Here is a 14,312-nt window from a genome sequence, read left to right as displayed (position 1 = left end):
TGCCTGAAATTCGTCGCATTCCATGACCGTAAAGCTCACAATCGATTGCATGGGAGGCGACCACGGCCCGTCCGTGACCGTTCCCGCGGCAGTCAAGTTCGTCCGCGCGCATCCCGATGCGCACCTGATGCTCGTCGGCATCGAAAGCGCGATTCGCGCTCAGCTGAAGAAGCTGAAAGCCCTCGACGATCCCGCGTTGACCATCGTGCCCGCCACCGAAGTCGTGGCGATGGACGATCCTGTCGAAGTGGCGCTGCGCAAGAAGAAGGATTCTTCGATGCGCGTTGCGCTCAACCACGTCAAGGACGGCGCGGCGCAGGCCTGCATCTCCGCCGGCAATACCGGCGCGCTGATGGCCGTTTCCCGTTACGTACTCAAGACGCTGCCCGGCATCGAGCGGCCCGCGATCGCGTTCGCGCTGCCGAACCCGACCGGCTACACGATGATGCTGGACCTCGGCGCGAACGTCGACTGCGAGCCGCAGCACCTGCTGCAGTTCGCGGAGATGGGGCACGCGCTCGTGGCCGCGCTCGAAGGCAAGGAGCGCCCGACGATCGGCCTGCTGAACATCGGCGAAGAGGTCATCAAGGGCAACGAGACGATCAAGCGCGCAGGCGAGCTGCTGCGCGCCAGCACGCTCAATTTCCGCGGCAACGTGGAAGGCAACGACATCTACAAGGGCACCGTCGACGTGATCGTGTGCGACGGCTTTGTCGGCAACGTCGCGCTGAAGACGTCCGAGGGGCTCGCGCAGATGCTGTCGGACATCATCCGTGAGGAGTTCGGCCGCTCGCTGATGTCGAAGCTGATGGCGCTGCTCGCGCTGCCTGTGCTGATGCGCTTCAAGAAGCGCGTCGACCACCGCCAGTACAACGGCGCGGCGCTGCTGGGGCTGAAGAGCCTCGTGATCAAGAGCCACGGTTCGGCCGACGCCTACGCGTTTGAGTGGGCGATCAAACGCGGGTATGATGCCGTCAAAAACGGGGTGCTGGAGCGCCTCGCGCGCGCGATGGCGGATAATTCAGTGTCGCTCGGCGACGGCGAACACGACGCGGGCGGCGCGGGCCATGCAAGCCCGGCCGCAGGCCATCACGCCGAACCTTCCGCTGCGCAATCCTCTAAAGCATAAATGGCCCAATCGACTCTCTATTCCCGCGTGCTCGGCACGGGCAGCTACCTGCCGCCCGACCGCGTCACGAACCAGCAGTTGACCGATCGTCTTGCGAAGGAAGGCATCGAGACGAGCGATGAATGGATCGTGGCGCGCACGGGCATCCATGCGCGCCATTTCGCCGCACCGGACGTCACGACGAGCGATCTCGCGCTCGAGGCGTCGCGTCGTGCGATCGAAGCGGCCGGTGTCGATCCGCAGTCGATCGACCTGATCATCGTCGCGACTTCGACCCCCGATTTCGTGTTCCCGAGCACCGCGTGCCTGCTGCAGAACAAGCTCGGCATCAAGAACGGCGGCGCGGCATTCGACGTGCAGGCCGTGTGTTCGGGCTTCGCGTACGCGATGGCGACGGCCGACAGCTTCATCCGCAGCGGCCAGCACCGTACGGCGCTCGTGGTCGGCGCGGAGACGTTCTCGCGCATTCTCGACTTCAAGGACCGCACGACCTGCGTGCTGTTCGGCGACGGTGCCGGCGCGGTGATCCTGTCCGCGTCGGAAGAGCCGGGCGTGCTCGGCAGCGCGCTGCATGCGGACGGCAGCTACTCGAACATCCTGTGTACGCCGGGCAACGTCAACCGCGGCGTGATCGACGGCAGCGCGTTCCTGCACATGGACGGGCAAGCCGTGTTCAAGCTCGCGGTCAACGTGCTCGAAAAGGTCGCGATCGAAGCGCTCGCGAAGGCGAATCTCGCGCCCGAGCAAATCGACTGGCTGATTCCGCACCAGGCCAACATCCGCATCATGACCAGCACCTGCCGCAAGCTCGGCCTGCCGCGGGAGCGCATGGTCGTGACGGTCGACCAGCACGGCAATACGTCGGCCGCGTCGATCCCGCTGGCGCTCGACGCCGCGGTGCGCGACGGTCGCATCCAGCGTGGCCAGCACGTGCTGATCGAAGGCGTCGGCGGCGGCTTCACCTGGGGCGCGTCGGTCTTCCGCTTCTGATCCGCGGCGCGCGACAAGCCGCGCGCGGATCCCATCGGCGCGCCGTTCGTGCGCGCCGTCCGAATCGATTCAATTGGGGACGATATGAAATTTGCATTCGTTTTTCCGGGGCAGGGCTCGCAGGCGATCGGCATGCTCAACGCATTCGCCGATCTGGCCGTCGTGCGCGAGACGCTCCAGGAAGCATCCGATGCACTCAATCAGGATCTCGGCAAACTGATCGCCGAAGGCCCGGCCGAAGAGCTGAACCTGACCACCAACACGCAGCCCGTGATGCTGACCGCGGCGTACGCGTGCTACCGCGCGTGGCAGCAGGCGGGCGGCCCGGCGCCGTCGATCGTCGCCGGCCACAGCCTCGGTGAATACACGGCGCTCGTCGCGGCCGGCGCACTTGCGTTCAAGGATGCGGTGCCGCTCGTGCGCTTTCGTGCACAGGCGATGCAGACGGCCGTGCCGGTCGGCCAGGGCGGCATGGCCGCGATCCTGGGCCTCGACGACGACACGGTGCGCGCGGTATGCGCGGAAGCCGCGGAGGCGGGCGTCGTCGAAGCGGTGAACTTCAATGCTCCGGCGCAGGTCGTGATCGCGGGCAGCAAGGCCGCGGTCGAAAAGGCATGCGAGATCGCTAAGGCGAAGGGCGCGAAGCGCGCGCTGCCGCTGCCGGTGTCGGCGCCGTTCCATTCGTCGCTGCTCAAGCCGGCGTCGGACCAGCTGCGCGACTACCTCGCGAACGTCGACGTGAAGGCGCCGCAGATTCCGGTCGTCAACAACATCGACGTTGCCGTGGTCAGCGATCCGGCCGCGATCAAGGATGCGCTGGTGCGCCAGGCCGCGGGCCCGGTGCGCTGGGTCGAGTGCGTGCGGCATATCGCCGGCACGGGCGTCACGCACGTGATCGAATGCGGTCCGGGCAAGGTGCTGGCCGGCCTGACGAAGCGCATCGACGGCAACCTGACGGGTGCGTCGGTGTTCGATCCGGCTTCGCTCGACGAAGCGCTCAAGCTCGTGACCGCCTGACGCGGCGCCTTTTCCCAAGCAACGGACATTCGATTCATGGACAAGACTCTCGATAAACAGGTTGCGATCGTGACCGGCGCGTCGCGCGGCATCGGCCGTTCGATCGCGCTCGAACTCGCGCGCCTGGGCGCGACGGTGATCGGCACGGCGACGAGCGAATCGGGCGCCGCCGCGATCACCGCGGCGTTCGCGGAAGCGGGCGTCACGGGCCGCGGCGCGGTGCTGAACGTCAACGACGCGGCAGCCGCCGAGGCACTGATCGATGCGACCGTGAAGGAATTCGGCGCGCTGAACGTGCTCGTCAACAACGCGGGCATCACGCAGGATCAGCTCGCGATGCGGATGAAGGACGAGGACTGGGACGCGGTGATCGACACCAATCTGAAGTCGGTGTTCCGCCTGTCGCGCGCGGTGCTGCGCCCGATGATGAAGGCGCGCGGCGGCCGTATCATCAACATCACGTCGGTGGTCGGCTCGGCCGGCAATCCGGGTCAGGTCAACTACGCGGCCGCGAAGGCCGGCGTCGCGGGCATGACGCGTGCGCTCGCGCGCGAAATCGGCAGCCGCGGCATCACGGTGAACTGTGTGGCGCCGGGCTTCATCGACACCGACATGACGAAGACGCTGCCGGAAGAACAGCAGGCCGCGCTCAAGACCCAGATTCCGCTCGGCCGCCTCGGCAGCCCGGAGGACATCGCCCATGCCGTCGCGTTCCTCGCATCGCCGCAGGCCGGTTACATCACCGGCACGACGCTGCACGTGAACGGCGGCATGTACATGTCGTAACGGTTTTCGTTTACCATCCGCGCCGTATCCCGTTTTTCAGGCGGATCGGCGCTTGATCGACCATCAAGCCAACGCGCGTTTTGGCGTCAGCAAACCTGATAAAATGCGCGCACTTGTAAATCTGAACTTTCCCTCGGAGGGGTAATGGACAACATCGAACAACGTGTCAAGAAGATCGTCGCTGAACAACTGGGCGTCGCGGAAGCCGAGATCAAGAACGAAGCTTCGTTCGTGAACGACCTGGGCGCGGACTCGCTCGACACGGTCGAACTGGTGATGGCTCTCGAAGACGAGTTCGGCATGGAAATCCCGGACGAAGAAGCAGAGAAGATCACGACCGTTCAGCAAGCGATCGACTACGCTCGCGCAAACGTCAAGGCGTAAGCGCCTTTCGCGCTTGTCCGCCACGTCGCCGCGATCTTCGCGATTGACGCGCCATCCTGCCGGCTTCGCGCCGGACGGACTAACAGCCACAGGGCTCGCAGGGCTGGTTCCTGTGGCCACTGTGGCTTTTGTTTTTGTCATCCAATAATGGAAAAGAGGTTACCGTGAGCCGCCGTCGTGTTGTCGTTACAGGCCTGGGGCTGATTTCGCCTGTTGGCAATAATGTTGCCGACGGCTGGGCCAATCTCGTCGCCGGCAAGTCCGGTATCGCCACCGTCACGAAGTTCGATGCGTCGAACCTCGCCTGCCATTTCGCGGGCGAAGTGAAGGGCTTCAGCGCCGAGGAGTACATCCCGGCGAAGGAAGCCCGGAACATGGATACGTTCATCCATTACGGCATCGCCGCCGGCGTCCAGGCCATCAAGGACAGCGGGCTGGAAGTGACCGAAGCCAACGCGGAGCGCATCGGCGTGCTGGTCGGTTCCGGCATCGGCGGCCTGCCGATGATCGAAGACACGCACCAGACCTACGTCGATCGTGGCGCGCGCCGGATTTCGCCGTTCTTCGTGCCGGGCTCGATCATCAACATGATCTCGGGTCACCTGAGCATCATGTTCGGCCTGAAGGGCCCGAACCTCGCGGCCGTCACGGCCTGCACGACCGGCCTGCACAGCATCGGCCTCGCCGCGCGCCTGATCCAGGCCGGCGACGCCGACGTGATGGTCGCGGGCGGCGCCGAATCGACGGTGTCGCCGCTCGGCATCGGCGGGTTCGCCGCCGCGCGCGCGCTGTCGACCCGCAACGACGATCCGGCCACCGCGTCGCGTCCGTGGGACAAGGACCGCGACGGCTTCGTGCTGGGCGAGGGCTCGGGCGTGATGGTGCTCGAGGAGTACGAGGCGGCGAAGGCGCGCGGCGCGAAGATCTACGCGGAAGTCGTGGGCTTCGGCATGACGGGTGACGCGTACCACATGACCGCGCCGAACATGGACGGCCCGCGCCGCTGCATGGTCGCGGCGCTGCGCGACGCCGGCCTGAATGCCGACGAGGTGCAGTACCTGAACGCGCATGGCACGTCGACGCCGCTGGGCGACAAGAACGAGTCCGACGCGGTGAAGGCGGCCTTCGGCGAGCACGCGTACAAGATGGTGGTCAACTCGACGAAGTCGATGACGGGCCACCTGCTGGGTGGCGCGGGCGGCCTCGAATCGGTGTTCACGGTGCTGGCACTGCACAACAACGTGTCGCCGCCGACCATCAACATCTTCAACCAGGACCCCGAGTGCGATCTCGATTACTGCGCGAACACCGCGCGTGACATGAAGATCGACGTTGCCGTGAAGAACAACTTCGGCTTCGGCGGGACCAACGGCACGCTGGTGTTCAAGCGCGTCTGACGTCGAATCGCTTGACGAGTCCATTCGATGCTCCGGCCGGGCGTCCGCAGCGCTTTGCGTTGCGGGCCTCGGCCGTGTCGTATCTCGTGCTGGCCGCGTTCGTCGCATCGGCTGCCGCGTCGGCGTACCTGTTCTGCGCGCCGCGCGCGGGCGCTGTCGCCGGCGCCGGCGTGTCGGCCGCGACGGCGGCACTGCTGGCCGTATGGGCGGCGCGGGCCTGCGCCCGCCGGCTGCCGGCCGAGCTGCGGATCGATGCGTTCGGGGAGATTGCGGCGTTTGGCCGCACCGGGCGATTGCTGGCCCGCGGTCGCGTGACCGGCCATGCGCACTGGAGCAGCCTGCTGCTGGTGCTGTCGATCGGGCAGGGCGCCCGGCGCGCGCGGCCGCTGCTGATTCCGGCCGACGCGCTCGACGCCGCGTCGTTCAGCGCGCTGTCGGTGCTGGCGAGAACGGCCGGGGCGGCGGGGCAGGCATGACGGCGGCGCGGTTACCGACCGTAACCAGCGGCCGGCGCCGGAACGCTACAATAACGCTCCGCGTTGCATCCCTAGTTAACGGATTTGTCAGGTGAGTGAAAAAGAAATCGATCAGGCTCTGGTCGAGCGCGTACAGAAGGGCGACAAGGCGGCGTTCGAACTCCTGGTCTCCAAATACCACCGCAAGATCATCCGGCTGATCTCGCGCCTCGTGCGGGATCCCGCCGAGGTCGAGGATGTGGCCCAGGACGCGTTCATCAAGGCGTATCGTGCGCTGCCGCAATTCCGCGGCGAATCGGCGTTCTATACGTGGTTGTACCGAATTGCCGTCAACACGGCGAAGAACTACCTTGCGACGCAAGGCCGCCGGGCGCCGACCTCGACCGAGGCCGATGCGGAGGAAGCGGAAACTTTCTCGGACGCAGACCAACTAAGGGATATCAACACGCCTGAGTCGATGTTGATGAGCAAGCAGATTGCCGAGACGGTCAACGCTGCGATGGCTCTGCTGCCCGAAGAACTGCGCCAGGCAATCACGCTGCGCGAGATCGAGGGCCTGAGCTACGAAGAGATCGCGGAAATGATGGGCTGTCCGATCGGGACGGTCCGCTCGCGGATCTTCCGTGCGCGCGAGGCAATCGCTGCCAAATTGCGTCCGCTGCTCGATACGCCCGAAGGCAAGCGCTGGTAAGCGCGACGGGCGGAACGACGCGGGTCGGGGTCTAGTTACGGATAGAGTCGTGAAGTCACGACGGGGTGTGCAAGATGGGGAGCATCATGGGGTCGGTCAATACGCAATCGCAAGCGTGCTCGCGCGGCGAGCGCCTTTCCGCGCTGGTCGACGGCGAAATGTTCGATGGCCCGGATCACGGGCAGTTTCTGGCTGAGCTCGACCGCGCGGATCGCGCTGCGTGGGCCCATTACCACCTGATCGGCGATGCGCTGCGCTCGGACGAGCTCGCGCTGCCGCCCGCGCTGAGCGTCGCGTTTACCGCACGCATGTCGGCCGCGCTCGAAAGCGAGCCGCACCTGCTGGCTCCGGCGGCCGCGCCGGCCGCGCGCAAGCTGCTGTCGCTGCGTCGGCGCGTCGTGCCCGCGTTCGCGGTGGCCGCCGCGGCGGCCACGCTGACCTGGGTCGTCGTCCCGCAAATGCAGACGGCCGGTACGCCGGGCGCCGTCCAGGTCGCCTCGATCGGCGCGCAGCAGGGCGGCAACCTGCAGCGCGTGACGGTTGCGCAGGCATCGGCCCAGCCCGGCCTGCAGGACGTCAACATCATTCGCGACGCCAGCCTCGACCAATACCTTGAAGCGCACCAGCAATTCGCCCAGCAGCCCGTCGTCACGGGTTCGATGCCGCTGATCCGCGCTGCCGTGACCACCACGCCAGGCCAATAAACCCGATGCGGACATTGCAGTTGAATCACGCCATCTCCGGATGGAAGCGGCTGCCGGCCCTCCTGCTTTGCGCAGCCGCCCTGTTGTCCGTTCAATCCCTTCCCGCCAGCGCCCAGCAACCGGACGATCCCGTCGCGACCCGCAAGGGCGCGGCGGACTGGCTCGACCGCGTCCAGCAGGCGGCGCAGCAGCAGAGCTACGAAGGTACGTTCGTCTACCAGCGCGGCGGGTACGTGCAGTCGTCGCGCATCGCGCACGTCGCGTCGCGCGACGGCGAGTTCGAACGGATCGAGACGCTCGACGGCAAGCCGCGCAAGCTGCTGCGGCACAACGACGAGCTGTACACGTTCGTGCCCGAGCGCAAGCTGTGCGTGGTCGAGCGCCGTCAGACGCGCGACTCGTTTCCCGCGCTGCTCGGCGCGAGCGGCGAACACGTGATGTCCGTCTACGATGCGAAGTCGCTCGGCAAGGACCGCGTGGCCGGGATCGACGCGCAGGTCGTCGAGCTCGTGCCGAAGGATGCGTACCGTTTCACGTACAAGCTGTGGGCCGACGCGCGCACCGGGCTGCTGCTGCGTTCGCAGACGCTCGACGCGAACGATCACGTGCTCGAGCAGATCGCGTTCTCGCAATTGCAGACGGGCGGCGCAAGCGGCGACAAGGCCGCGATCGCAGCCGGCATGCGCAACCTGAGCGGCTGGACGGTCGTGCGCCCGCCGGTCGCGACGGTCGACATGGAAGCGCAGGGCTGGCAGCTCGCGCCGAGCGTCGCCGGCTTCCAGAAGATTCGTGAAGTGCGCCGGCCGATGGCCGCGCGCGATGCCGGCGATCCGCCGATCCCGGTCGATCAGGCGGTCTTCACGGACGGCCTCGCGACGATCTCGGTTTTCATCGAGCCGGCCGAAAAGAATACGCGCAAGGAAGGCGCGGGCAGCACCGGGGCGACGCACGTTCTCGTGAAGCGCCGCGGCGACTACTGGATCACCGTGCTCGGCGAAGTGCCGCCGGCGACGTTGCAGCAGTTCGCGTCTGCCATAGAATACAAGGCTTCCAAGTAACGCTACGGCTTCCGACATGACGAAACTCACGCTGCGCAAAGTGCTCGCGGCGGCGGCGCTGTGTGCCTGCCTGCCGCTCGTCCCGCAAACCGCGGTCGCGGTCACGCCTCCCGCCGCAAGCCTGCCCGACTTTGCCGATCTGGTCGAAAAGGTCGGGCCGGCCGTCGTGAACATCCGGACCACCGCCAACGTGCCGACGAGCGGCCCGCGCGGCATGCTCCCGCCCGGCTTCGACAACGGCGACATGTCGGAATTCTTCCGGCGCTTCTTCGGCATCCCGCTGCCGCAGGCGCCCGGCAACGGTGGCGGCAACGGCAGCAACCCGAAGAACGCGCCGGCGCCGGACAATCCGCCCGATACCGAGCAGAACCGTGGCGTCGGCTCGGGCTTCATCGTGTCGGCCGACGGTTACGTGATGACCAATGCGCACGTCGTCGACGATGCGGACACCATCTACGTGACGCTGACCGACAAGCGCGAATTCAAGGCGAAGCTGATCGGCGTCGACGACCGCACGGACGTCGCGGTCGTCAAGATCCAGGCGTCGAACCTGCCGGTCGTCGCGATCGGCGATTCGAACAAGGTGCGCGTCGGCGAGTGGGTCGTCGCGATCGGTTCGCCGTTCGGCCTCGACAACACGGTCACGGCCGGCATCGTCAGCTCGAAGAGCCGCAACACGGGCGACTACCTGCCGTTCATCCAGACCGACGTGGCCGTGAACCCCGGCAACTCGGGAGGCCCGCTGATCAACATGCAGGGCGAGGTGATCGGCATCAACTCGCAGATCTACAGCCGCACCGGTGGCTTCATGGGCATTTCGTTCGCGATTCCGATCGACGAGGCGATGCGCGTGGCCGACCAGCTGAAGGCGACCGGCAAGGTCACGCGCGGCCGGATCGCGGTGGCGATCGGCGAGGTGACGAAGGACGTGGCCGATTCGATCGGGCTGCCGAAGGCCGAAGGCGCGCTCGTCAGCAGCGTCGAGCCGGGCGGCCCGGCCGACAAGGCAGGCATCCAGCCGGGCGACATTATCCTGAAGTTCAATGGCCGTCCGGTCGATGCGGCGTCGGACCTGCCGCGCATGGTCGGCGACACGAAGCCCGGCACGAAGGCGACGGTCAGCGTATGGCGCAAGGGTCAGGCACGCGATCTGCCGATCACGATCGCCGAGACGCCGGCCGAGTCGACGGCGAAGGCCGAGCAGCGCAAGAACGCGCCGCAGAAGCCGCGCCAGACCAATTCGCTCGGGCTGACGGTCAGCGACCTGACGGCGGAGCAGATGAAGACGCTGAAGCTGAAGAACGGCGTGCAGATCGACGGCGTCGACGGCCCGGCCGCCCGGGCGGGCCTGCAGCGCGGCGACATCGTGCTGCGCGTCGGCGACACCGACATCACGAGCGCGAAGCAGTTCGCCGACGTGACCGCGCAGCTCGATCCGCAGAAGGCGGTCGCGGTGCTCGTGCGGCGTGGCGACAACACGCAGTTCGTGCCCGTGCGGCCGCGCCAGAAGTAACGCGTCGATGTTCACGCTCTACGGCCGCGGCTGGTGCCACCTGTGCGACGACATGCGCGACGCACTGGCGCCGGTGGCGGCCGAATTCGGTGTCGCGGTCGACTACATCGACATCGACACCGATGCAGCGCTGGTCGCGCGTTACGACGAGGACGTGCCCGTGCTGCTGCTGGACGGCGCGGAAGTGTGTCGCCACCGGTTCGACGACGCGCGGGTGCGCGACGCGCTGGCGGCCCGGCGCTGAATCCGGCCCGCCGCCGGCCGACGCCGTTTTCGCGCGGGGTTCGATCCGGCGGGCGCCCGCCCCGCGTGGCAGGGCGTCCGAAATCCCGCCCGGCAAAAGCCTTTTCGGCTAAAATAAGCCGTTTTTTCACCGACTTACAAGGCGTGCTCCGCAGTCGTGAGCGCGCCTTTTTCGCTTGATCGGCACTGAATGGATCATATTCGCAATTTCTCGATCATCGCCCACATCGACCATGGCAAGTCGACACTCGCGGATCGCATCATCCAGGTATGCGGCGGCCTCGCCGACCGTGAAATGGAAGCGCAGGTGCTCGACTCGATGGACATCGAGCGCGAGCGCGGCATCACGATCAAGGCGCAAACAGCCGCGCTGACCTATCGCGCACGCGACGGCAAGGTCTACAACCTGAACCTGATCGACACGCCGGGGCACGTCGACTTCTCGTACGAGGTCAGCCGTTCGCTGTCCGCGTGCGAAGGCGCGCTGCTGGTCGTCGACGCCAGCCAGGGCGTCGAGGCGCAGACGGTCGCGAACTGCTACACGGCGATCGAGCTCGGCGTCGAGGTCGTGCCCGTGCTGAACAAGATCGACCTGCCGGCCGCGAACCCCGAGAACGCGATCGAGGAGATCGAGGACGTGATCGGCATCGACGCGACCGACGCGACGCGCTGCAGCGCGAAGACCGGCCTCGGCGTCGAAGACGTGCTCGAGTCGCTGATCGCGAAGGTGCCGCCGCCGAAGGGCGATCCGACCGCGCCGCTGCAGGCGCTGATCATCGATTCGTGGTTCGACAACTACGTCGGCGTCGTGATGCTCGTGCGTATCGTCAACGGCACGCTGCGCCCGAAGGACAAGATCAAGATGATGGCGACCGGCGCGCAGTATCCGGTCGAGCACGTCGGCGTGTTCACGCCGAAGTCGCGCAATCTCGAGTCGCTGTCGGCCGGGCAGGTGGGCTTCATCATCGCCGGCATCAAGGAACTGACGGCCGCGAAGGTCGGCGATACCGTCACGCACGCGGCCAAGGCCGCTGCCGAGCCGCTGCCGGGCTTCAAGGAAGTGAAGCCGCAGGTGTTCGCGGGGCTGTATCCGGTCGAGGCGAACCAGTACGACGCGCTGCGCGAATCGCTCGAGAAGCTGAAGCTGAACGACGCATCGCTGCAGTACGAGCCGGAAGTGTCGCAGGCGCTCGGCTTCGGTTTCCGCTGCGGCTTCCTCGGGCTGCTGCACATGGAAATCGTGCAGGAGCGGCTCGAGCGCGAATTCGACATGGATCTCATCACGACCGCGCCGACGGTCGTCTACGAGGTCGTGCAGAGCGACGGCTCGACGATCATGGTCGAGAACCCGGCGAAGATGCCGGAGCCCGGCCGCATCGCCGAAGTCCGCGAACCGATCGTCACCGTGAACCTGTACATGCCGCAGGATTACGTCGGCTCGGTGATCACGCTGTGCGAGCAGAAGCGCGGCTCGCAGATCAACATGCAGTATCACGGCCGCCAGGTGCAGCTCACGTACGAGATCCCGATGGCCGAGATCGTGCTCGACTTCTTCGATCGCCTGAAGTCGGTGTCGCGCGGCTATGCGTCGATGGACTACGAGTTCAAGGAATACCGTTCGTCGGACGTCGTGAAGGTCGACATGCTGATCAACGGCGACAAGGTCGATGCGCTGTCGATCATCGTGCACCGATCGCAGTCGCAATACCGCGGCCGCGAAGTCGCCGCGAAGATGCGCGAGATCATTCCGCGCCAGATGTACGACGTGGCGATCCAGGCCGCGATCGGCGCGCACATCGTCGCGCGCGAGAACATCAAGGCGCTGCGCAAGAACGTGCTCGCGAAGTGCTACGGCGGCGACATCACGCGAAAGAAGAAGCTGCTCGAGAAGCAGAAAGAAGGTAAGAAACGCATGAAGCAGGTGGGTTCGGTCGAGATCCCGCAGGAGGCGTTCCTCGCGATCTTGCGCGTCGAAGACAAATAACAGGACTGATCCTTTTATGAATTTTGCGCTGATTCTTTTTGTGCTCGTCGTCGTGACGGGCGTAGCGTGGGTGCTGGACAAACTGGTGTTCCTGCCGCGGCGTCGCAAGGCGGCCGACTCGGCGATCGAGGAGTTCGATCGCCAGCAGTCGCGCATCGACAAGCGTTTCGCGGACGAAAACGCCGCGCAGACGCGTTCGAAGCTGCGTGACGAAAAGCTGCGCCAGCCGTGGTGGCTCGAGTACACCGCGAGCTTCTTCCCGGTGATTCTGGCCGTGTTCGTCGTGCGTTCGTTCGTCGTCGAGCCGTTCAAGATTCCGTCGGGCTCGATGGTGCCGACGCTGCTCGTCGGCGACTTCATCCTCGTCAACAAGTTCGAGTACGGGCTGCGCCTGCCGGTCACCAACACGAAGATCACGCAGGGCAGCCCGCTGTCGCGCGGCGAAGTCGTCGTGTTCCGCTATCCGAAGGACGAGTCGGTCGACTACATCAAGCGCGTGATCGGCCTGCCGGGCGACACGGTCGCGTACCAGGACAAGCAGCTCACGATCAACGGCCAGCCGGTGCCCGAAACGCCGCTGCCCGATTTCTTCGACGACGAGCGCCAGAATTACGCGAAGCAGTTCGAGGAAACGATCGGCAACAAGAAGAACGCGATCCTCAACAACCCGGCCGTGCCGCCGTTCGTGATGGGCGCATACGACTATCCGTATCGCGACAACTGCACGTACAACAGCCGCGGCGTGATCTGCAAGGTGCCGCCCGGCCACTACTTCATGATGGGCGACAACCGCGACAACAGCGCGGACAGCCGCTACTGGGGTTTCGTGCCGGACCAGAACATCGTCGGCCGCGCGTTCTTCATCTGGATGAACTTCAGCGACCTGAAGCGCATCGGTTCCTTCAACTGATCGCATTCGACTCACACGCAATACGCGACGCACGGGCCGCGTCGCGTATTGCCGAACTACTTTAAGAACCGGCGGTAACACCGCCTCGTCACGCCTTTTCGGGTCCGGCCGTGCCGTTTCGGCCCGACCGGCGCCCGCGTTATACTCCTGCACATGCCCCTATCCCAGTTGGAAAGCCGGCTGCGCTACGAATTTCGCAATGCGGAATTGCTGCGCCAGGCTTTGACCCATCGCAGTCACAGTGCCACGCACAATGAACGGCTCGAGTTTCTCGGCGATTCCGTTCTGAATTGCGCGGTGGCCGCTCTTTTGTTTCAGCGTTTCGGCAAGCTGGACGAAGGTGACCTGTCGCGCGTACGCGCCAACCTCGTCAAACAGCAGTCGCTGTACGAAATTGCTCAGGCCCTGAATATCTCGGACGGCCTGCGGCTGGGCGAGGGCGAACTGCGCAGCGGCGGGTTCCGTCGCCCGTCGATCCTCGCGGACGCGTTCGAAGCCATCATCGGGGCCGTGTTCCTCGATGGGGGCTTCGAAGCCGCCCAAGGGGTCATCAAGCGGCTCTATATCCCGATTCTCGACCACATCGATCCGCGCACGCTCGGCAAGGACGCGAAGACGCTGCTGCAGGAATACCTGCAGGGGCACAAGATCGCGCTGCCGACCTATACGGTCGTCGCGACCCATGGTGCGGCGCACAATCAGCAGTTCGAGGTCGAGTGCACGGTGCCGAAGCTGGACGTGAAGGTATCGGGCTCCGGCGCGAGCCGGCGCGCGGCCGAGCAGGCCGCCGCGAAGAAGGCGCTCGACGAGGTGATGGCGGCCGCACCGATGTTGGCCGCGAAGCCGAAGCGCTCGAAAAACGCGCGCGGCTCCAAGCATGTCGAACCCGAGATCGTGCCGGGCGTGAAGGGCGTGCAGGAAGCGCTCGACCTGCGCTCGCCCGAGCGGAAGGAACGTGCGGCGGCGCGCGAGGCCAGGGCGGCCGGCGCGGCGCCGGGGGCCGCCGCGGCGGCTGCAGCGGCGGGCGCTG

General features: G+C 66.0%; 15 protein-coding genes. All 15 read left to right on the top strand.

The window, feature by feature from the left end:
* Window positions 1–22: 22 nt before the first annotated feature.
* Window positions 23–1,129, top strand: coding sequence for a phosphate acyltransferase PlsX (gene plsX / locus MMB92_RS13685; RefSeq protein WP_006489700.1), 1,107 nt, complete (start codon window positions 23–25; stop codon window positions 1,127–1,129).
* Window positions 1,130–2,119: a beta-ketoacyl-ACP synthase III gene (locus MMB92_RS13680; RefSeq protein WP_080331973.1), complete on the top strand. Its 990-nt coding sequence runs from the start codon at window positions 1,130–1,132 to the stop codon at window positions 2,117–2,119. It begins immediately after the preceding gene.
* An 84-nt stretch (window positions 2,120–2,203) separates the two neighbouring features.
* Complete coding sequence (gene fabD, locus MMB92_RS13675) at window positions 2,204–3,136, top strand: ACP S-malonyltransferase (RefSeq protein ID WP_058902116.1); 933 nt, start codon at window positions 2,204–2,206, stop codon at window positions 3,134–3,136.
* Between the two features lie 36 nt (window positions 3,137–3,172).
* Window positions 3,173–3,922, top strand: coding sequence for a 3-oxoacyl-ACP reductase FabG (fabG, locus tag MMB92_RS13670; protein WP_006476504.1), 750 nt, complete (start codon window positions 3,173–3,175; stop codon window positions 3,920–3,922).
* A 144-nt stretch (window positions 3,923–4,066) separates the two neighbouring features.
* Complete coding sequence (acpP, locus tag MMB92_RS13665) at window positions 4,067–4,306, top strand: acyl carrier protein (RefSeq protein ID WP_004197638.1); 240 nt, start codon at window positions 4,067–4,069, stop codon at window positions 4,304–4,306.
* A gap of 164 nt (window positions 4,307–4,470) precedes the next feature.
* Window positions 4,471–5,703, top strand: a complete 1,233-nt coding sequence (fabF, locus tag MMB92_RS13660; RefSeq protein ID WP_006489692.1) for a beta-ketoacyl-ACP synthase II — start codon at window positions 4,471–4,473, stop codon at window positions 5,701–5,703.
* A gap of 11 nt (window positions 5,704–5,714) precedes the next feature.
* On the top strand, window positions 5,715–6,179 hold the full coding sequence (locus tag MMB92_RS13655) for a hypothetical protein (protein WP_006496509.1): 465 nt from the start codon (window positions 5,715–5,717) through the stop codon (window positions 6,177–6,179).
* A 91-nt stretch (window positions 6,180–6,270) separates the two neighbouring features.
* Window positions 6,271–6,870, top strand: coding sequence for an RNA polymerase sigma factor RpoE (rpoE, locus tag MMB92_RS13650; RefSeq protein WP_006490873.1), 600 nt, complete (start codon window positions 6,271–6,273; stop codon window positions 6,868–6,870).
* 86 nt (window positions 6,871–6,956) lie between these two features.
* Window positions 6,957–7,574, top strand: coding sequence for a sigma-E factor negative regulatory protein (locus tag MMB92_RS13645; protein ID WP_006490874.1), 618 nt, complete (start codon window positions 6,957–6,959; stop codon window positions 7,572–7,574).
* A gap of 5 nt (window positions 7,575–7,579) precedes the next feature.
* Window positions 7,580–8,632, top strand: a complete 1,053-nt coding sequence (locus MMB92_RS13640; protein ID WP_012492434.1) for a MucB/RseB C-terminal domain-containing protein — start codon at window positions 7,580–7,582, stop codon at window positions 8,630–8,632.
* Window positions 8,633–8,648: 16 nt separating this feature from the next.
* Entirely contained in the window at window positions 8,649–10,145 is a 1,497-nt protein-coding gene (locus tag MMB92_RS13635) for a DegQ family serine endoprotease (RefSeq protein WP_059721521.1), read from the top strand.
* A 7-nt stretch (window positions 10,146–10,152) separates the two neighbouring features.
* Window positions 10,153–10,389 (top strand): glutaredoxin family protein, encoded by a 237-nt coding sequence (locus tag MMB92_RS13630; RefSeq protein WP_006476497.1) that lies wholly within the window; start codon window positions 10,153–10,155, stop codon window positions 10,387–10,389.
* Window positions 10,390–10,578: 189 nt separating this feature from the next.
* Window positions 10,579–12,372: a translation elongation factor 4 gene (lepA, locus tag MMB92_RS13625; RefSeq protein ID WP_006490871.1), complete on the top strand. Its 1,794-nt coding sequence runs from the start codon at window positions 10,579–10,581 to the stop codon at window positions 12,370–12,372.
* A 16-nt stretch (window positions 12,373–12,388) separates the two neighbouring features.
* Window positions 12,389–13,282, top strand: coding sequence for a signal peptidase I (gene lepB / locus MMB92_RS13620; RefSeq protein ID WP_196445951.1), 894 nt, complete (start codon window positions 12,389–12,391; stop codon window positions 13,280–13,282).
* Between the two features lie 153 nt (window positions 13,283–13,435).
* Window positions 13,436–14,312 (top strand): ribonuclease III (gene rnc, locus MMB92_RS13615; protein ID WP_212066289.1); only part of this gene is annotated, 877 nt, incomplete at its 3' end.

Source organism: Burkholderia sp. IO2 (genome assembly GCF_029522185.1).
GTDB lineage: Bacteria > Pseudomonadota > Gammaproteobacteria > Burkholderiales > Burkholderiaceae > Burkholderia > Burkholderia cenocepacia.
The sequence above is the reverse complement of the archived record's forward strand: the minus strand, read 5'-3'. Positions and strand labels throughout refer to the sequence as shown.

What these genes read in the sequence shown, in the direction of transcription:
- MMB92_RS13645 (WP_006490874.1), top strand. Translation starts at nt 6,957, where the DNA reads ATGGGGTCGGTCAATACGCAATCGCAAGCGTGCTCGCGCGGCGAGCGC.
- lepA (WP_006490871.1), top strand. Translation starts at nt 10,579, where the DNA reads ATGGATCATATTCGCAATTTCTCGATCATCGCCCACATCGACCATGGC.
- MMB92_RS13640 (WP_012492434.1), top strand. Translation starts at nt 7,580, where the DNA reads ATGCGGACATTGCAGTTGAATCACGCCATCTCCGGATGGAAGCGGCTG.
- MMB92_RS13635 (WP_059721521.1), top strand. Translation starts at nt 8,649, where the DNA reads ATGACGAAACTCACGCTGCGCAAAGTGCTCGCGGCGGCGGCGCTGTGT.
- acpP (WP_004197638.1), top strand. Translation starts at nt 4,067, where the DNA reads ATGGACAACATCGAACAACGTGTCAAGAAGATCGTCGCTGAACAACTG.
- fabG (WP_006476504.1), top strand. Translation starts at nt 3,173, where the DNA reads ATGGACAAGACTCTCGATAAACAGGTTGCGATCGTGACCGGCGCGTCG.
- fabD (WP_058902116.1), top strand. Translation starts at nt 2,204, where the DNA reads ATGAAATTTGCATTCGTTTTTCCGGGGCAGGGCTCGCAGGCGATCGGC.
- lepB (WP_196445951.1), top strand. Translation starts at nt 12,389, where the DNA reads ATGAATTTTGCGCTGATTCTTTTTGTGCTCGTCGTCGTGACGGGCGTA.
- MMB92_RS13630 (WP_006476497.1), top strand. Translation starts at nt 10,153, where the DNA reads ATGTTCACGCTCTACGGCCGCGGCTGGTGCCACCTGTGCGACGACATG.
- MMB92_RS13680 (WP_080331973.1), top strand. Translation starts at nt 1,130, where the DNA reads ATGGCCCAATCGACTCTCTATTCCCGCGTGCTCGGCACGGGCAGCTAC.
- plsX (WP_006489700.1), top strand. Translation starts at nt 23, where the DNA reads ATGACCGTAAAGCTCACAATCGATTGCATGGGAGGCGACCACGGCCCG.